This window comes from Sporosarcina newyorkensis, assembly GCF_900167515.1.
In the GTDB taxonomy this organism is placed as follows: domain Bacteria; phylum Bacillota; class Bacilli; order Bacillales_A; family Planococcaceae; genus Sporosarcina; species Sporosarcina newyorkensis.
Genome location: NZ_FUYJ01000009.1, coordinates 83251 through 101555 on the forward strand (window position 1 = coordinate 83251; position 18305 = coordinate 101555).

Annotated in this window: 22 protein-coding genes; 8 read left to right on the forward strand and 14 right to left on the reverse strand. The window is 41.7% G+C overall.

Annotated elements, in window-relative coordinates:
• The 5 genes from B5D59_RS15380 to B5D59_RS15400 all read left to right on the forward strand — a co-directional run bounded on the left by B5D59_RS15380 (window position 1) and on the right by B5D59_RS15400 (window position 4798).
• Window positions 1-948 carry a thiamine pyrophosphate-dependent dehydrogenase E1 component subunit alpha gene (locus B5D59_RS15380; RefSeq protein WP_078818566.1) on the forward strand — a complete coding sequence of 316 codons (948 nt, stop codon included), beginning with the start codon at window positions 1-3 and terminating at the stop codon, window positions 946-948.
• An 18-nt stretch (window positions 949-966) separates the two neighbouring features.
• The gene (locus B5D59_RS15385; protein WP_078818567.1) at window positions 967-2022 is read left to right on the forward strand and encodes an alpha-ketoacid dehydrogenase subunit beta; all 1056 of its coding nucleotides are present in this window, start codon (window positions 967-969) and stop codon (window positions 2020-2022) included.
• Between the two features lie 12 nt (window positions 2023-2034).
• Window positions 2035-3297, forward strand: coding sequence for a dihydrolipoamide acetyltransferase family protein (locus B5D59_RS15390; RefSeq protein WP_078818568.1), 1263 nt, complete (start codon window positions 2035-2037; stop codon window positions 3295-3297).
• Window positions 3298-3560: 263 nt separating this feature from the next.
• Window positions 3561-3932 (forward strand): YuzC family spore coat inner layer protein, encoded by a 372-nt coding sequence (locus B5D59_RS15395; RefSeq protein ID WP_009498689.1) that lies wholly within the window; start codon window positions 3561-3563, stop codon window positions 3930-3932.
• A 173-nt stretch (window positions 3933-4105) separates the two neighbouring features.
• Window positions 4106-4798 (forward strand): YczE/YyaS/YitT family protein, encoded by a 693-nt coding sequence (locus tag B5D59_RS15400; RefSeq protein ID WP_078818627.1) that lies wholly within the window; start codon window positions 4106-4108, stop codon window positions 4796-4798.
• A 68-nt stretch (window positions 4799-4866) separates the two neighbouring features.
• Here B5D59_RS15400 and B5D59_RS18660 read toward each other — a convergent pair whose 3' ends face one another.
• From B5D59_RS18660 to garR, 8 genes are all read right to left on the reverse strand, one after another.
• Window positions 4867-5652, reverse strand: coding sequence for an ASCH domain-containing protein (locus tag B5D59_RS18660; RefSeq protein ID WP_078818569.1), 786 nt, complete (start codon window positions 5650-5652; stop codon window positions 4867-4869).
• Window positions 5653-5705: 53 nt separating this feature from the next.
• Window positions 5706-6557 carry a metallophosphoesterase gene (locus B5D59_RS15410; protein WP_078818570.1) on the reverse strand — a complete coding sequence of 284 codons (852 nt, stop codon included), beginning with the start codon at window positions 6555-6557 and terminating at the stop codon, window positions 5706-5708.
• Entirely contained in the window at window positions 6557-7318 is a 762-nt protein-coding gene (locus B5D59_RS15415; protein WP_078818571.1) for a hypothetical protein, read from the reverse strand. The genes B5D59_RS15410 and B5D59_RS15415 overlap by 1 nt, the downstream gene beginning before the upstream one ends.
• The gene (locus B5D59_RS15420) at window positions 7315-8046 is read right to left on the reverse strand and encodes a hypothetical protein (protein ID WP_078818572.1); all 732 of its coding nucleotides are present in this window, start codon (window positions 8044-8046) and stop codon (window positions 7315-7317) included. The genes B5D59_RS15415 and B5D59_RS15420 overlap by 4 nt, the downstream gene beginning before the upstream one ends.
• A 223-nt stretch (window positions 8047-8269) precedes the next feature.
• Window positions 8270-8500 (reverse strand): hypothetical protein, encoded by a 231-nt coding sequence (locus tag B5D59_RS15425; RefSeq protein WP_139366033.1) that lies wholly within the window; start codon window positions 8498-8500, stop codon window positions 8270-8272.
• 301 nt (window positions 8501-8801) lie between these two features.
• Window positions 8802-10151 (reverse strand): GntP family permease, encoded by a 1350-nt coding sequence (locus tag B5D59_RS15430; protein ID WP_078818573.1) that lies wholly within the window; start codon window positions 10149-10151, stop codon window positions 8802-8804.
• 9 nt (window positions 10152-10160) lie between these two features.
• The gene (locus tag B5D59_RS15435; RefSeq protein WP_245799544.1) at window positions 10161-11576 is read right to left on the reverse strand and encodes a four-carbon acid sugar kinase family protein; all 1416 of its coding nucleotides are present in this window, start codon (window positions 11574-11576) and stop codon (window positions 10161-10163) included.
• A 1-nt stretch (window position 11577) separates the two neighbouring features.
• Window positions 11578-12471, reverse strand: a complete 894-nt coding sequence (gene garR / locus B5D59_RS15440) for a 2-hydroxy-3-oxopropionate reductase (protein ID WP_078818575.1) — start codon at window positions 12469-12471, stop codon at window positions 11578-11580.
• Window positions 12472-12622: 151 nt separating this feature from the next.
• On the opposite strand from garR, the gene B5D59_RS15445 reads away from it, so the two are divergent.
• Entirely contained in the window at window positions 12623-13234 is a 612-nt protein-coding gene (locus B5D59_RS15445; protein ID WP_078818576.1) for a GntR family transcriptional regulator, read from the forward strand.
• A 161-nt stretch (window positions 13235-13395) separates the two neighbouring features.
• On the opposite strand, the gene B5D59_RS15450 is transcribed toward B5D59_RS15445, so the two are convergent.
• From B5D59_RS15450 to B5D59_RS15460, 3 genes are all read right to left on the reverse strand, one after another.
• Window positions 13396-13932, reverse strand: a complete 537-nt coding sequence (locus B5D59_RS15450) for an acyl-CoA thioesterase (protein WP_009498701.1) — start codon at window positions 13930-13932, stop codon at window positions 13396-13398.
• Window positions 13933-14104: 172 nt separating this feature from the next.
• Window positions 14105-14917: a Cof-type HAD-IIB family hydrolase gene (locus tag B5D59_RS15455; RefSeq protein WP_078818577.1), complete on the reverse strand. Its 813-nt coding sequence runs from the start codon at window positions 14915-14917 to the stop codon at window positions 14105-14107.
• Window positions 14918-14935: 18 nt separating this feature from the next.
• Entirely contained in the window at window positions 14936-15634 is a 699-nt protein-coding gene (locus B5D59_RS15460) for an SDR family oxidoreductase (protein ID WP_139366035.1), read from the reverse strand.
• Window positions 15635-15755: 121 nt separating this feature from the next.
• On the opposite strand from B5D59_RS15460, the gene B5D59_RS15465 reads away from it, so the two are divergent.
• Complete coding sequence (locus tag B5D59_RS15465; RefSeq protein WP_009498704.1) at window positions 15756-16502, forward strand: AAA family ATPase; 747 nt, start codon at window positions 15756-15758, stop codon at window positions 16500-16502.
• Window positions 16503-16565: 63 nt separating this feature from the next.
• Here B5D59_RS15465 and B5D59_RS18330 read toward each other — a convergent pair whose 3' ends face one another.
• Window positions 16566-16724 (reverse strand): hypothetical protein, encoded by a 159-nt coding sequence (locus B5D59_RS18330; protein WP_171805946.1) that lies wholly within the window; start codon window positions 16722-16724, stop codon window positions 16566-16568.
• Between the two features lie 196 nt (window positions 16725-16920).
• Between B5D59_RS18330 and B5D59_RS15470 the strand changes: the two genes are divergently transcribed.
• On the forward strand, window positions 16921-17109 hold the full coding sequence (locus B5D59_RS15470; protein ID WP_078818578.1) for a hypothetical protein: 189 nt from the start codon (window positions 16921-16923) through the stop codon (window positions 17107-17109).
• 102 nt (window positions 17110-17211) lie between these two features.
• Here the strand turns inward: B5D59_RS15470 and B5D59_RS15475 are convergent, their stop codons facing one another.
• Complete coding sequence (locus tag B5D59_RS15475; RefSeq protein ID WP_009498707.1) at window positions 17212-17724, reverse strand: YcxB family protein; 513 nt, start codon at window positions 17722-17724, stop codon at window positions 17212-17214.
• Complete coding sequence (locus B5D59_RS15480; RefSeq protein WP_078818628.1) at window positions 17708-18301, reverse strand: histidine phosphatase family protein; 594 nt, start codon at window positions 18299-18301, stop codon at window positions 17708-17710. The genes B5D59_RS15475 and B5D59_RS15480 overlap by 17 nt, the downstream gene beginning before the upstream one ends.
• Window positions 18302-18305 lie beyond the last annotated feature (4 nt).

The window sequence follows — 18305 nt, forward strand, 5'->3', positions numbered from 1 at the left end:
ATGGATCAGCAAACAGCATTATGGATTTATCAAAAGATGAATGAAATTCGTTTTTTTGAGGAGGAAGTGCATCACATATTCGGAAAAGGTCTAATCCCTGGATTTGTTCACTTATACGCTGGAGAAGAAGCCGTCGCTACTGGCGTGATGGCACTACTGGATGACGAAGATTATATTACGAGTACACACCGCGGACACGGACATGCCATTGCAAAAGGCTGCGATATTAAAGGTATGATGGCTGAAATAATGGGCAAAAAAGATGGCTTGGGCGGCGGAAAAGGCGGTTCCATGCACGTTGCAGATATAGACCGGGGAATGCTCGGCGCCAACGGGATAGTTGGCGGTGGGTTCGGGTTAGCAGCAGGAGCCGCATTAACCATTAAAACGCTTGGGCAAAGTCATGTAGCAGTCTGTTTCTTCGGAGATGGGGCTTCCAATGAAGGGACATTCCACGAGGGGCTTAATTTAGCGTCAATCTTGGACTTACCAGTAATTTTTGTCTGTGAAAATAACCAATTCGGGGAAGGCACTCCTTTCCGTTATGCTTCAGCATCTGAAACCGTAGCGGAACGCGCACCTGCCTATAATATGCCTGGCGTTCGGGTAGACGGAATGGACGTGGAAGCCGTTTACGAGGCTACTGAGAAAGCTATTAAACGAGCTAAGGCCGGAGAAGGCCCTACTTTAATTGAATGTGATACGTACCGACATTTCGGACATTTTGAAGGAGATGAACAAAAATATAAAACCGACCAAGATCCAAACAGGGACCGTGATCCAATTACGGAATTTCGTGAAAAAGCTACCAAGAATAAATGGATGACTTCAGAACAAACGGACGAAATTGAATCAAACGCGAAGAAGACAGTTGAGGATGCAGTAGCTTTTGCAGAAGCTAGTCCACTTCCAGATGAATCCACACTTTACACGGATATTTTTGCATAAGAAAAGGGGGAACTGACGATGACGGAAAGAAAAGTCACTTTTATGACAGCAATCAATGAAGCAATGGCGCAATCCATGCGTAAAGACGAATCTGTTATTCTAATTGGTACAGATGTAGCAGGCGGGGCAGAAGTTGATCATTTAGTCCAAGATGACGGAAGATATGACGATGCATTTGGTGGGGTGTTCGGTTTATCCAAAGGGCTTGTTACTGAATTTGGCAGAAGACGCGTCATTGACACACCGATTGCAGAACATGGCTACTTCAGCGCAGCTGTCGGCGCAGCAGCAACCGGCTTACGCCCAATCGCAGAATTGATGTTCAATGACTTTGTTGGTTTTGCACTAGATCCTATCTTGAACCAAGGAGCAAAAATGCGCTATATGTTTGGCGGAAAGGCAAAAATCCCACTTACCGTACGCACGGTCCATGGGGCAGGCGCAGGAGCTGCTGCTCAACACTCCCAAACATTGTATGGATTGTTCGGTGCAATTCCCGGTGTAAAAGTGGTCGTTCCTTCCAATCCTTATGACGCAAAAGGGCTCATGCTAGCAGCAATCGAAGATGATAACTTGGTCGTCTTTTCGGAGGACAAAATGCTTTATGGCATCAAAGGAGATGTGCCGGAAGACTATTATACAATTGAAATCGGCAAGGCGAATGTAGTACGTGAAGGAAGTGACCTGACAATTGTGGCGATAGGTAAAATGGTGCAGGTCGCTCAAGAAGTAGCAGAGCGACTGAATCCCGATGGTGTCGAGGTAGAAGTAATCGATTTACGAACGATTGCACCATGGGATCAGGAAACAGTTATTGAGTCTGTGAAAAAAACAGGCCGCCTAATTGTTATAGACGAATCCAACCCGCACAACAATACAGCGACAGACATCGCATCTGTTGTAGCAGATAAGGCATTCGACTATCTAGACGGTCCAATTAAAACAGTTTGTGCACCAAATACACCTGTTCCATTTGCCGCTAATCTGGAAAAAGCATATATACCAGATGCCAATAAGGTATTGCATGTAGCTGATGAAATCATTGAAGACTTAAAGAAATCTCATACAATGTAGGAGGTGAAATAAATGAGCGAAACAATTGTAATGCCGAAACTAGGTATGACTATGACAGAAGGCACCATTACTGAATGGTATAAAGAAATAGGTGACACAGTTGAAAAAGGTGAACCTGTTTTAATGATTAGCTCTGAAAAACTAAATCAAGATGTAGAAGCTCCAAACACCGGTATTCTATTGGAGAAGTTCGGTGACGTGGAAGATGAACTGAAAGTGGGAGACGCCCTTGCGATTATTGGCGAAGAAGGAGAAAAGCCTTCCTCAGCTGATAAAAAGGATACTAACCCTGTCAGTGTAGATGTAATGAATTTCGAAAAACCGCATTCACCATCAGACATACCTGCACAGCAAGGAGTAACAAAACATCAACAGTCAGATCGGATCTTCATTACCCCGTTAGCGAGACGAATGGCTGTCGACAATGATATCGATATCCAATCTGTGACAGGCTCTGGCGGCAAAGGGCGTATAACAAAGCGCGATATCGATAAAGTGTTGGCAAGTAGTGATAGACAGACTGAACCTGCACATGAGCTCGCTGCCAAACAAGCCGCAGCAACCGTTTCAGCACCAACTGCTTCTGTCGGCGAAGGGCTCTCTCCCATGCGAAAAGCGATTGCGAGAAATATGCGTGAAAGTTTGGCACAAACAGCCCAACTCACTTTACATCGCAAAGCAGGTATCGATCAGCTAATTGAATTCCAACAGACATTGCGCAATGAACTGAACGCCAATAATTCCGAAGTGAAATTAAGTTTGACTGTTTTATTAGCTCGAGCTGCTATCTTGGCTTTACAAGAGCTAAAGGCCATGAACTCCACATATTTTGATGGACAGTTAGTAGAATTTGATGAAGTACACTTAGGCATCGCGACTTCCCTAGATAACGGTTTACTAGTGCCTGTCATTAAAAATGCACATCAAAAGACCATTGGATCACTCGCGAACGCGTTAAAAGATGTAACTGAAAGAGCCCGAATCGGTGAAGCGGATCAAGCTCTTCTTTCTGGTTCCACATTCACTATCACCAATTTAGGTGCAAGTGGTATCGAATATTTCACACCAATACTGAATCCAACCGAAACAGGAATTTTGGGAATTGGGGCTCTGCAAGAAGAGTTGATTTTAAGTGAAGACGGAACAGTAAAAGCCATCAAAAAGATTCCACTTAGCATTACGTTTGACCATCAAATCATTGATGGAGCTAAAGCTGCCGAGTTCTTATCCATTTTAGTAAAATATATTGAAACACCTTATTTACTAGTACTGTAATACGCAAAAGTTGCAAGGAAAGGCATTCTTCCTTGCAACTTTGCTCTGTTTAACACACGAAGAAAAGGTAGTTTGTGTATCGGTCGCACTATAATAAAACACCACTAAGTCCACGTTTGCTATTCTACGGCAGCTCCTTAATTTTTCGTTATGTATTATGCATTCTCGTATTTCAAATGGGTCTACCATACCGACACTTAACACGTATTTACGATAAGCTTCATAATATACCATACCGAATTTTATAAAAAGGAGGAGTTTCAGTGCATCGTTTCCCTTACTTCCATTCACCTTATTATCCTGTCTGGCCATTCTCCACTCAAGCACAAGCCGTCAATGACACTAGCGGCTACCCACCTGTCGATACGAAAAAATTTCAATCCTCAGCTCAGGAATTCCATCTACTCATGAAACAGGCAACTTTATTAGTCGGTAAGATCGAACAATCGCCCCAATTCTCACGGGAACTTATGCAGGCCGCACAACAATCCAATCAGAATAAAGTAAACCAGCTGATTGCATCCATTGATGAAACGGCTATCGTTGAAACCCACTACACCCCAGAAGGTATTCAACTGAAATATCGGGACCAAAACGGAACATGCTGTGTGTTGACGATTAAAATTGGTTGGTGAAGTAACTGTTGTTTTTTGGACTGCATGATGTAAGCCATTGCAGTCCATCCCCTACTTATAGAAGTGAAGGTTTTCTAGCGTATCAGGTTTAATACATATCCAAATTAACATGTTATGATTAAACATAGACATTTCTAGAAAGCAGAGGTCCTTCAAAGTTTATGAAAACCATCATGAAACGTGTAATACTATATATAATCGGCTTATTTTTATTATCGTTAGGCGTTAGTTTCTCCATTCAGGCAAATCTCGGCGTTTCCCCTGTGTCTTCGCTGGCTTATGCTTTGTCGCTGACAGCCGGCCTATCCATTGGTATCACTACCATCCTCGCGAACATTTTATTCGTCGCACTCCAGGTAATTTTAAAGAAACGAATTGAATTACGTGAATTGTTCTTACAGCTATTAGTCGCACTTTTATTCGGATTTTTTATGGATGCGACACTACTCCTTGTTCAGCTGTTTCCTAACCCTGAAATTCTTCTGACAAGATTTGCTTTTCTAGTGATCAGTCTATTCATCATTTCAGCAGGTCTAGTAGCCTATTTCACGGCCAAACTTCCGTTGATGCCTTATGATGCTTTGACATATGTAATTAGTGAGCGATTCGATTTAAAATTCAGCAAAGCAAAAATTACGAGTGACTTGCTTAACGTAGGGATCGCAGGTGCAGTTTGTTTAGTCTTTATTCAATCACTCGGCTCAATTGGTATCGGAACAATTCTTGCTGCGTACTATATCGGAAAAATTCTTGGTTTTATGATGCCGCGTTTTAAACAGCCGTTACATAAGTGGATCTATCGAGGTGTAAAAGAGGTAAATCACGAAGACGGGGTCCCAATGAAGCCCATAAAATCAAAATTGTGATGTAGTGAAAGTCAGCCGGTTGCGAACGGCTGACTTTTTTGCAAAGTATTTCTATTTAGATAAATCATTTATTTCTTATAAAGCAGCCTAAACTTTTCGCAAACCACCGGCATTTTATATGTGAACTCTTTATCAAGACTTTCAAATTCTTTGCTAAAGAAAGTTTCATGAACGTCACGCCAGTAGCTTAACGAACGATCACCTTCGCCTTCCAAATAAGCGTGTTCTACCGTTACTTCGTCAAAAGGAACAACTTCCACTTCTGTCGTTTCCACTATCGCTACCGCTTCCCCATCACCATCGAGAATAATATTGTGTAGGCCCACTTGCGGTAACGGCTCGTTTTCTAATTCATAAATTGTGTAATTGGAGGCTGTCGCTGTTTTCTTTCCTTCTATAACCAGATTGGCAAGTTCATCTGCCATTTCTTTTGAATCGCCGAAAGCCCATGCTTCGTAACTTTCAGGTGCATGCGGGTTACCCTTTATATACTCTTCCCACATACGATTGGTCGAATTCTTGCTCTTATATTCTTTCCACGCGGTGATTCCTCCTTCCAATACGACAACGGTATAAGCTCGTTCGGAGAGTATGTTCGCGCACTTCGTAGCGGAATTCCCCGTTGTGCACGTGATGGTCAATTCTTTATTCATCGGTAACATAGGAATGAGTCGATCTTTCTCGTCTACCAACTTGAATATCTCTGTTTTTGGCACATTCAAATCCTCTACGCTAGACCCTTCAATATGAAAGTCATTGTATTTGTCTTCAGCTCGTACATCTACAAGCACAATCTCTTCGTTAGAATTCATTTTCATAAATAAATCTTCCGGTGTTATCGTCTTAATAGTCAATTTGCTCTCCTCCTCAGTTATGCCCCTCAGCTGTTTCTCTAGTTATTTATTTCTCAATCTGTCGCTTCCAATGTGACTGCAACAATCTCCGGTCGATTGAAAACCCTTAATGGAATAATACTATTCCCAAGTCCTCTGCTCACCACCATGACCGTATGATCCAATGTATATTTACCAGCTGTATACTTCGGTAAAAACCCTTGATTCGGTGCTACTAGACCGCCAATAAACGGCATTCTGAACTGTCCCCCATGCGCATGACCGGCAAAAACTATATCAAATTCATGCTCTGCGTAGAGCGAAAACATTTCGGGCCTATGCGATAAAAGGATAGTAGTATTTTCTTTTTCAAGCCCTTCGGTCGATCTCAAAATGTCCTCCTCTGATGTATCTCTTTCTGATCGGCTTTCATTTTCGTACGCCGGATCATCAATCCCAACAAGATGTATCTCTTCATTACCTTTAACCAAGGTAACATGTGTGTTTCTCATGACTTGTACTCCTATATCATGTAAAGAACTCTCCAGTGAACTGAACGTTCCCGACCACCATTCATGATTTCCCGAGACAAAATAAACAGGCGCAATTTGAACCAATTCCTCCATCAAAATAAGGCTAGCTTTGTCGCCCTTTTTCTTTGAATCGATCAAATCGCCCGTAAATACAATGATGTCTGGTTCCAAGCCGCTGACTTTACGCACCAAAGCACGCTGTTCTTCCCCAAAACTCTTATTATGCAAATCAGACAACTGCACAATTTTGAATTGATCAAAGCCAGCTGGGATGTTTGTCGAACGAATTGTAGTGCGAGTAATATCGATTGCATTATTTTGAAAATAAATGAAAGATCCCAATGCTGCAAGAGTCACTACTACATATAAAAACTTCTTCGACATCCGGTTCATCACTTCCTATCCGGCAACTCTAACTGTTCTTCACTAAAAATCATCATATAATCTACCGAGATATTACTGACACTATAGCTATCGCCATTTACTGAACTCTCTGGATATGCTTCGTTCCCTGACTGATCCTTTGCAATCCAACTGAAATGTATCTCTTGTGTTGGTGAGAAATTCTCAAAGAACAACTCAGGCTGATGTTTTGCTTTAGTTTTTAAAAAAGAATCCAAAATCTGCACTCCATCTTCAGGCAACGGCATCACGCCATATGAACTGTCCTTGAGAGAGGTGACCCACTCCATTTGCACCCTTGGATAATATGTTTCTTCTTCTACTACTTCTTCTGAGATTCGCTGTCCTCTCTCCCGAATCATATATAATTGGAGAGTACTTAGTTGATCCGCAGGAGATATATTCCATACAAAATGATAAGAAGATGGATCTTGCTGGTCAACCTTCCACACTCTAGGTTCGCCGTTCATATCAATATGTGCCACCTGCCATTTACGGTTCTTCCAAATCCAATAGCTCAGACCGTATTCTTGGCGTTCAGAAATGAAAGGGACCACTGTATGACGTTCATCTGCATGAATTATATCTTGAATCACGTCAACAGCCGCTTCGGGAAACATCTCATGAATTTCATTCATCAATTGCGCATCAGTTGGAAAAGAGACTGGTTCCGATAAATAAAACCAACCAGCTAAGCCAATTACCACACCAAGGAGCACGATACCGGTCAAAATCCACGATTGTTTCTTCATTGGCTCCCTCCCTCATCTATCAGCGATGCATCTGTGCGAAAATATAGCTGCCGATCTGAAGTCGTCACTAAAATTCCTTTACCGTCCTCTTCGACATAGATCATAGAATGCAAACCACTTCCCCATTTTGATCCAGTGCCTGTCAGCTGATAAGGGAAACGTTCATTCCGTTCAGCAGGTTCTGTTTCCAAATAGTATTCCGTATACCACTCATCATTAAAAACCCTATCCTTTTTCATAGTGTCCAGTTGGTCAAAATATTTTTCTGTCTGAAATACCTGATGATCTTTTGCGGCAGGATGAATAGAGATAAGTTCTGGGTTTTCCACCTGAGAAAGATAGGTCGATAACTGGTCTTTCGGATAAAACCATTGTAGGAAAGGAACGGATAGCAGAGCAAATGCTAGGAAAATATAATTTGACCAAAAGCCAAGCCAGACAAACGATCGATAACGCTCCCATCGGTTTTCCTTACTTTTCAAAATGAAATAGAGAAACCATACTCCAAGCGGTAAAATCGCCAATCTTAGCAGCAGATCAAACCAATATACATTAATAGAGAAAGAAAACAGACCTACAATTATGGTGACCAGGACTTTCCATAATTTTAGTTTGACTTTCTGCTTCGTATAGAGTTTGAAAGCAATATACCCCAATGCTATCCAAGATAGTAGAGTGAATATGATAGGAATCAGATTAAAGTCAAATAAAACTTCGATGGCGGACACCCCTTCTCCCTTAACGGAAATCAGAAAACAACATCTAATTTAATTATAGACTGTGTGTCTATTAGTTGCATCTTCTTAACAGAAAAATAAAAAACAAGTGATGAGCACCAATTGGTCTCATCACTTGTTTTATTAGTCGATCTTTAAATCGTTCCTTAAAAATGTCTCGTAAATTCAAACATAGTATAGTAACTTTCAATAATTTATACCCTCTTAAACGATATTACTTCCAAGACACTTGTGAAGGATGACATTCAAACCAACCAAGCCACTCGGATAACGCGCAGCCCGCTTCGAATCCAACTTCCCCGCTTTGCCACTTACTTCCTAAGGAAGTTGAACCTATAGTCTGACTGGTAGATGCTGCCTCCGCAGTATTTATAGAAGGGTTAGCACCAATAGCTAAAACACCCGCCATTAGTAACGCTGCTGCAAATCGACCTGTTTTTTTCAACTCTATCAATCCCTTTCGTAGATCTATATGATTTATTAATGAAGCTTTTAACAAACCACACATAACTATTCCCAGTAAAAAGAATAGTTAAACATTTTAGCTATATAAAATTAACTGCGATGAGTAATGCATTTTTTTCTCTGTTAATTTGGAAGGCGGAAATATTTTTCTACACAAGAAGATGTGTTTATGAGCCGCGATGGCGAAGTTATAAGCGCAAATCGAAGTCGTATGAGCGCGCCACCTCGTTGAGTGACGAAAACCGCAAGCCACTCATCTATGAGCAACTTGCGGTTTTGCATTATAATCCAGGTAAAATCCCGCTTAGTAAATTTAATAAATATACCATGCCAAGTGCGGAAAGACCTGCGATAAATCCACCAATCGACCATGCTTGAATTGTTTGAGGAATCGTCAAACGACCAAATTTATTGACGACCCAGAAACCAGAATCATTCGGCAAGGACAAGCCGATCGCTCCCGCACAAATTGCAAGTCCAAGCAAAATTGGAGAGACGCCGAGTTCTCCGGCCATCGGTCCGAGAATGGATGAAGTCGTGACGAGCGCGACAGTTGCTGATCCGAGCGAAGCACGTAAAATTTGTGAAAAGATGAATGCCAGGATGAGAACCGGAATACTCCAACCTTGCATCGTCTCAATCAAATAATCTCCTATGCCGCTTTGATTAATTACTGCACCGAAAGCGCCACCAGCTCCCGTGACAAGGATGATCATTCCTGCAGAATTGATTGCTTCATCATACAATGTTTTATAGGGCACATGTATATACGGTTTCAGCACGATCAATCCGACAATCACACTGATTAACAATGCAACGTTTTTGTCGCCAATGAGACCTAGAATTTGTGATGCAGTCCCTTCTTCCAACCATAAATCCGTGACTGTATTCAGGAGTATCAGTATAATCGGCAAGCCAAGCATAAAGAACGATAAACCTGTAGAGATTTCTTTACGACCTTCAACTTTATCAGGAACGGCAATATCATCCTCAAGTTCTTCCGGCATGGTCTTAATTCGTTTGCCAATAAATGAACCGTAAAAATAGCCGCCGATCATCGCTGCTGGGATTGCGCAAATGATTCCATAAAGAATAAACAATCCTAAGTCTGCGCCCGTATTTTCCGCCACAACGAGCGGTCCAGGTGTTGGCGCAATCATACTGTGCGAAACGATCAATCCGACACCGAGGGAAGTTACGAATGTCACAATCGAAATTCCTGTACGTCTGGATAAACTTTTCACCAGTCCACTCAAAATGACGAAAGCTGCATCGAAGAAGACAGGAATCGAAACGGCAATTCCTGTTAAAGAAAGCCCGGCTGCTGACCGCTTGATCCCAAACACTCGCAGCACAGCTTCCGCAATTTTTTCAATTGCACCTGATACACCTAAGAACTGGCCAAAAATTACCCCAAGACCGATTAAAATTCCGACTCCAGTTAGCGTGTTACCAAACCCCGTCGTAATGAGGCCCGGAATATCTGCCAACGGAAATCCAAGTACAAGTGCTGTAACAAAGGCTACAACAATCAACGTTACGAACGGCTCAATATTCATTTTTAATATCATAAAGAATAATGCTGCCAATGACAGCAGAAAAATGACAATGAGCATATTACCTTCTACCATGTCATCACCTCAATCCTTATTCACTAATTTCTCTACAACTGTGCGCAGTGTATCGACTTCACCGACGTTGCCAGGGAAGATGACATACGGAATGCTTGGAAAACGACTCTCTTCCCCTGTTTTCCATACAGGAATACCGGGCGCGATTTGTCCAGCCACTTCTGCTTTTTTCACGGCTAGCCCCTTTGTTCCCACATCACTTGACGTAATGCCGCCCTTTGCAATGACAAATGCTGGCTGTGGATTGCAGTGTGCAACAAACTGTGTGACTGCGGAGGAAATCTTCACAGATAAAGCCAACTCCTTTTCCTGCCGCCCTTCACCTAAATCGATTCGACTACGAGATGTATACACACAAACCGTCGTGCCTTCTCCAATTTTCTCATTGATCCTCTCCTGAATCTGTACAATTTCTTTTTCAAATTGTTCTTTATCCACGACGAGGTGACAATCAAATTCGATAAACTCAATCGAATCCAAAGCTTTCAAAGCGTTTAGTTGATCTGTCGTTTTCCGCACATGCGAACCGACTACAATCAAACCGCCCGTTGCTGAATTTTTTTGAATCAAGTCCACTTTGGTCAAATATGGTTTTGAAGAAATATCACCGATGACTTTTGTAAAGGAAGCTGCCGTACGGAATAGAAAATGTTTTCCTTGCTGGATAACACGCATCAACGCTATCGTAAACACTTTTAAATCCTCTTCCGATACCGCATTGACAATCATCTTTTGGAAACTTTCCAGACGATGCAATTTAGACTCAATCGAACCAAAATCAAGTGCGCGCAGCTCGTCAAGTGAAATCGACAATACCGAGTCAGCAGGGAATTGATTCTCTGTTTTCTCCGCAATATATTCCTTCAGATCGCTCTTTGTAAATCCAAACATCCGGTCCTTTGCAAATTCTGTTTCTCCTGCCGGTATATAGTTCCCGTTTTGCTTTACATAATGCACATCATCTATCGTTTCTCTGCCGCCTTCTTTGAAAAACGGTATAACGATTTCCCCATCGACTTTATACGCATCTTGCTTTTCAATCACATTTCTCAAAACTTCGGTTTCAAGAGGGTAGTGCCCACGCAATGTGGAATCACCCCTACTGATGATTATAAAGTCTTGTCCTGTTTCTTTCGCAGCGATGGCTATTCTTTCCGCAATTTGCGTATGAACTCTCGTCGTTTCATCCACAGAGAATGCTCGGGAATTGGTCAAAAGGAATACTAGCTGACGTGATTCCTCAAACATGGAACGGATAGTTTCGGCAGACCAGTCGGTATATACCGGAATGCCATGAACCGTTTGTACACCAGTCGGATCATCATCTAGCACAATAATTTTCTGCTGAAACGTTGGACGTTCTGTTTTCCAAAGAGTTTCCAAATCCAGTCCGTACACAGGAAGGTGTTTAATACGCTGTTGCACTTTATTTACCTCCCTTTGGCACTTCAAAATTCGCTAATTTCTCATAGTATTGAATCAAACCCACATGATCGTCTGCTGCTTTGCCATCTATTTTCAATGCATGGAACATTTCTAAGACATCCGTAGACAGTGGCATTGGTACACCAATATCATGTCCTGCCTGAACAACATTCGTCAGATCTTTCATATTAATGTCGATACGCCCGCCTGCTACGAAGTTCCGCTCCAAGACTAAAGGGATTTTCGCGTCTAAAACAGTACTTCCTGCCAATCCGCCTCGGATGGCTTGGTACATTTTTTCGATATCCACTCCGGATTTCGATGCCAGAACTACTGCCTCAGACATCGCAGCAATCGTGACATTAACCAAAATTTGATTGGCAAGTTTGGTAGTCGATCCACTGCCGTGACCTCCTACATGCGTAACATCTGCTGCCATAGCTTGGAGTACGGGAAGGGCTTCATTTAAAGCTTGCTCTTCGCCACCTATCATGATGGACAGGGTTCCATCAATTGCTTTCGGCTCTCCGCCACTCACTGGTGCGTCCATAAACCGGACATTCACTTTTTTTAATTCCTCTGCACAAAGGATCGAATCTGCCGGCGATACAGAACTCATATCGATTACGATCGATCCAGGCTTAAGATGATTTACAATTCCATTTTCACCGAATAAAACGTTTTGGACGATAAAAGCATTCGGCAGCATTGTGATGACAATATCGCTTCCTTCAGCTGCCATCTCAGGTGAAACCGCTTCCATGGCCCCCGCATTTGCTACAACTTTTCTGGCATCTTCATTCAAATCAAATGCCTTCACTTCAAATCCTGCTTTTATAATATTAAAGACCATAGGACGCCCCATGATACCAAGCCCAATAAAACCAATCTTCATCTTATGTTGCCTCCTCTTTATTTGACAATTAGCGATTTCATTATACAATAAGTTTTCTGACTTGTATACATTATTTAACTCAATGAATACAGTTACCTAATTTGATAGATTCTCTTGTATACTGTTTAGTAACGAACGGAGGAGAAGTACAATGGAAATCACTTCACGTAGCGCGCAACTAATCGCATATGAAACAATCCGGGAAAAGATTATAAATGGAGCTTTTCCTGGCGGGATGAAATTAGTAGAAGTCCAACTGGCTGAAGAAATCGGAGTGAGCCGGACACCCATTCGAGAAGCGATCCGTCGTTTAGAACAGGAAGGTTTAATTAAGCGAAAAAAAGTGATCAAGCCAAGCGAAAAAGACTTGCGTCATATGTTCCAGATGCGTACATTAATTGAAAGTCATGCTGCAAAAATGGCTGCCACGTATATGTCTGAAAAACGCATTGTTCAATTGCGGTCAAGCATCCATTTGGCACAAAGGAGCAATACAGAAGGCACGGTGAAAGCTAATAAAGAATTCCACGATCTAATTGTTCAGGAATGCAGAAATCCGATTATGATTGAAACGGTCGATAAAATGCAATCGATTATTTACCTATTTAGCAAAACTGTAGTAGTGCATGAACGCCCATTATTACTTGAAGAGCATATGAAAATTTGCGATGCAATTGAGCAGCGCAAACCTGAATTAGCGAGCAGTTTAATGGAAGAGCATTTGAAAGCCGATCTGGAGTTTACACTTAACATCGTGGAGTGAATTGCATTTCGTTCAACGTCATTTATAACAAAAAAAGATAGGTATCCTCTACTGAAATTGATTAGAGAACATCCTATCTGATAATAGTGTGGACAGCTGTGCAGCATTTTATACGTCCTCACTAAAAAGCTCAGTCAACATTTATTGTTGACTGAGCTTCGTTATACTTTTACTTGTACAGGATCATGCCAAGGGTAGTTATTCGTCAAAACAGTTGCTAAGTCTTTACTTTGTTGCTTTCTCATTTTACGAATTTCAGCTCTTTGCGGCGCTGTCTCATGCAAGTATTTTTCCTCTTCTGTCTCTGGGATGACTTGTGGAACGGCCAATGGTTTTTTATCCTCATCCAATGCAACGAAGGTTAATAGAGAGGTAGCAGCTATTTTACAATCACCACTTGCCAAGTCTTCTGCGATGACCTTCACAAAAATCTCCATCGATGATTTCCCTGTCCACGTCACATAGGATTCAAAACAAACGGAATCTGAAGGACGAATCGGATGCAGAAAATCCACGGAATCCATGGAAGCCGTTACGCAGTCGGCCCTACTATGCCGAGCTGCTGAAATCGATGCGATTTGATCAATATCACTCATTAAACGACCACCGAACAATGTATTATGATTGTTGACATCATTGGGAAAGATTCTGCTCGTTCGAACGACTCTTGATTCCCGGCACTGCTTTTCACGTTTCATTCCAAATGAAGCCTCCCCTTGAAATACGCCAACCTATTAAATCTAAATTAGAATACATTCATAAACATTTTTATATTTGTGTATCAAATAAATATACCTAATGTTCACAAAATTGTCAAGGTTGATTTGTGAATCTACTTGCATCTACAGTTGTTCGTATCGGAGCTTTATCTTATTTCTGAATTCCCTGTAACAACGGAACGTCTTTTTCTTCTAACAGACCGACTTCAAGTAATCCCTTCAAAATTCCGTCTTCCGAACAAGATGCTGTCACGTGGTCTGCCACTTCTTTAAGCTCTGGAATCGCATTCTCCATCGCAATGCCTGTGCCGACTGTCTCGATCATTTGCATATCATTCAGTCCATCGCCAAATGCGTAGCTGTTCTCGATTGGAATATTCAAATGTTCCAGCATTTTTTGAATCCCGATCGCTTTAGACGCACCATTTGGGAGCATATCCACCGAGCATTCATCCCATCGAACAAAAGAATAATCATTAAATAGTTGCATATACTGCTCAGTTTCTTCAGGCTCGCAATAGATCTGAACTTGGTTGATGTGGGAATGCGAACAAATTTCCTTATCTACTGGAGGGTACGGGATTTTTAATCGAGTCGTACCTGCAGTGATCAGTGGATGTTCAGACGCATTCGTGACAAAATTATCAAATGTAGAGTATGTCAGTCCATGTCCTTTTTCATTGGCAAGCTCCGTCAACTTCTGCATATCTTCGCGCTTCATCGGGTTAGAAAAGATTTCTTTTCCACCAAACACAACATGCTGCCCATTCATCGATACATATGAATCAAATGAAAGCTCATCTAGCAGCCATTCGAACATCAACGGCGCTCTCCCCGTACAAATGACCGTGTGTATCCCTTTATTCTGCAAAGCTTTCAACGCTACCTTTGTTGAGTCTAAAATCGTTTTATCATGACTCATCAAAGTTCCATCTAAATCAAAAAACACAATTTTATTATTCACTTGCACTTGTCTCCTTTCTTATACAGGCCGAACAGTAATTTCATTCACATTGACGTACTCAGGTTGTTTCACTGCATAAACGACTGCTTTGGCAATATCTTCTGCTTCTAATTTTTTTCTATCCGTCATACTAGAGCTTAGACGGGTATCGACCATGCCCGGGGAAATATTCGTCACACGTACTCCTGTCCGTGCAAGTTCTTTTTCAAGCCCTGTTGAAATTGCTCTCACTGCAAATTTCGTAGCACTATATACAGTACTTTTCTTCGTCGCTTCAAAGCCCGAAACGGATGCAATATTGATAATATGGCCACTTGACCGCTCTACCATGCCTGGCAAAACAGAGTCAATTCCATACAGCACACCCTTAATATTGACATCAATCATACGCTCCCATTGCTCTACTTCTCTGTCACGTACGGTAGCAGATAGCATCTGACCAGCATTATTGACATAAATATCTATGGAACCAAATGCTTCGTTCGCACGCTTTGCCAGTTCCTTTACCTCTGATTCATTCGCGATGTCTGTCGGAACGGCCAGTGCCTGACCTTGATTCGTACTATTTATCTCTTTCGCCACAGCTTTCAATTGCTCCTCGCGACGTGCAGCTAATACTACATTCGCTCCTTCTTTTGCCAACTCTTTGGCGATTGCAGCACCAATCCCTCCACTCGCTCCTGTAACGATTGCTGTTTTACCTGCTAATGAATGGATATCTTTTGCCATTTAGACTCTCTCCCTTCGCCATGCTACAATTAGTCTAACAATTTGCTGGTAGATATGCTTTGAAGTTGCTTGCCAACTGATTATAAATTTTAGAATAGGGAGTGAATTTATGCTGAATACACAATTTATGAAAGCGATGCGGTTAAAACGGGACATTGTTCCCTCGTTTAACTCATATCCTTTTGATTTACCAAGTATTCGGACGCTGGATGAACTGGATTTTCATCGGAACGTGACATTTTTTGTCGGAGAGAATGGCATGGGAAAATCAACGTTACTAGAAGCAGCGGCTGTAGCTGCAGGGTTTAACCCTGAAGGCGGATCTTTAAACTTCAACTTTTCCACCTATGATTCACATTCTGTATTAGAGGAATATATAACATTGATTAAAGGCGTAATCCGTCCAACTGATGGTTTTTTTCTGCGTGCCGAAACGTTTTATAACCTCGCAACAACGATTGAAGAATTGGATAACGCACCAGGAAACAGCCCTCGGATTATAGATGGCTACGGAGGCGTATCTTTGCATGAACAATCTCACGGCGAATCTTTTTGGTCTACGTTCATTCATCGCTTCAGAGGAAATGGTATTTACTTATTGGACGAGCCGGAAGCTGCACTTTCACCGTTGCGACAACTTTCCATGCTAAGTCGAATTCATGACTTGGTCGGAGAAGGCTCCCAATTCATCATCGCCACACACTCACCTATCCTGTTATCCTACCCCGATGCAAAAATTGTAGAATTCACTGATGAAGGTGCTCAGGAAACGACTCTTGAAGAAACTAGCCATTATCGAATCATGAAGCAGTTCTTTGATGATAAAGACCGTATGTTGCATCATTTGCTAAAATGACAGTTACCGTATGAAATATGTAAAACAAGCGATTATTTCCGGGGAAATAATCGCTTGTTGTCTTTATTCTTTATCTCGGTCTGCCTTTACTTGCTCTCTTGCCTCTTTCTTTATTTCCTCAACTTGTTTTTCAGCTTCTTTTGCTGCATCATTTGCCACTTCAGATGGTTTTTTATTGTTTTCATCTTGATTACCGGGTTGATCCGCATAACTTTTCGTCATTATCTGCACTCCCATTCCTATTTTGAATTTATTATTCCCCTATCGGCCGGAATCAAACCTTATATCAGTTATGTCCCGACATAATTGTTTCCGATTTTTGGGGATTTGTTCGACAAGCTCTCCTAAAAATCTCACATAAAATGACAGCGAGTTTCGTGCTACAATAAAGGTAGAAAATAAGAAAGGCGGATTAGTCTTGTCTAAAAAAATGTTGACCTATTTGATCATGCTCGCAGTTGGCTTTACATTTCTAATTTTAGCGATCATTCTCGATCTTCCTGAAAAGGTAAAGTGGCTATTTTTAGGTATTGCGGTCGTCTTGAATGTAACAAGTGCGATTGCTGCAATGAAAATTGGCTTAAGAGAAATGAAACCTACTAAATAATGCGCTGGATATAATCTTTTCAATTATAAAGGCGTCCTGTTCATCGCATACGAATGCAACGAACAAGACGCCCCTATTAGTTTCCGCAACTCGGCTCTATTGCTAGATAACAAGCCGTTTCTCTACGTAAGATTTCACAGCATCCGCTGAATACAAATCTCGTTTGGGTAATATGTACGCGCTGACCGTACTCGTGTAAATATAAAAGTAATTCGCATCTTCTATGATGCTCTTAACACCTGCCCACTGGACATTCGTTTCACCTGTAGATGTAGTATCCGTCATTCCTGATTTATTCATCTTCATAAAATGCTTACCGACAAGGCCCTCATTCTTCCCCTCTTTCAACATTTTCCGAACTTGCCTTGTGATGTGAAAGTAAAAATACTTCGGATATACGATCACCCAGGCAATAGCCGTTACCGTAAATGTAGCAAATAGCGGTCCCCGTGCCATATCTGTAAATACGGATAAAAAATAGGCGAAGAGTAGAAAAATCAAAGGCGATATGTAGCGTTGCCACTGCAATGAATTTTTTCCCACTTTAGAATTCTTAACGTGATATAAATTAAAAGCAACGACATCTTCTTCTGTTAACTCATACTGAATCTCCATTTGTTCCTCCTGCCAAGTGTGCTGTACAATTCAACAGCGAACAACTTTTCCCTTCAACATCAATGATAGTCAGTGACGTATTGTCGATCGTTACCGCATATCGGTCATCCTCAAGCAAAGTGACAATCATCCGTTTAATAAAACTTCCGTGACTTACAACGAGAATTCGTTTATCCGGGTTCATATGAATCTGCTCTTCTACAAACTCCATACCTCTAGCAACTACACTATCCGCAGTTTCGAACTGCATATTCAGTTCACGCCAATCGGGACCCCATTTCCGCACACGTTCTTGTTCTGTCGTACCTTCGATTAGACCACTGCTTCTTTCTCGCACACGGTCATCTTCCACCACTTTCACATTCGGCATACGAGCAGCGAGAATCTCTGCTGTATGTTTTGCACGATTCATAGGACTCGTGACAATAACATCCCAGTGTTCTCCTTCAAGTCGAGTTGCCAATTTTTCAGCGGCCTGGACACCTTCATCATTCAACGGAATATTCGAGCTCCCCTGAACACGGCCTTCCTTATTCCAAGCTGTCTGTCCATGACGTACAAATCCAATAATCGTCAATGCA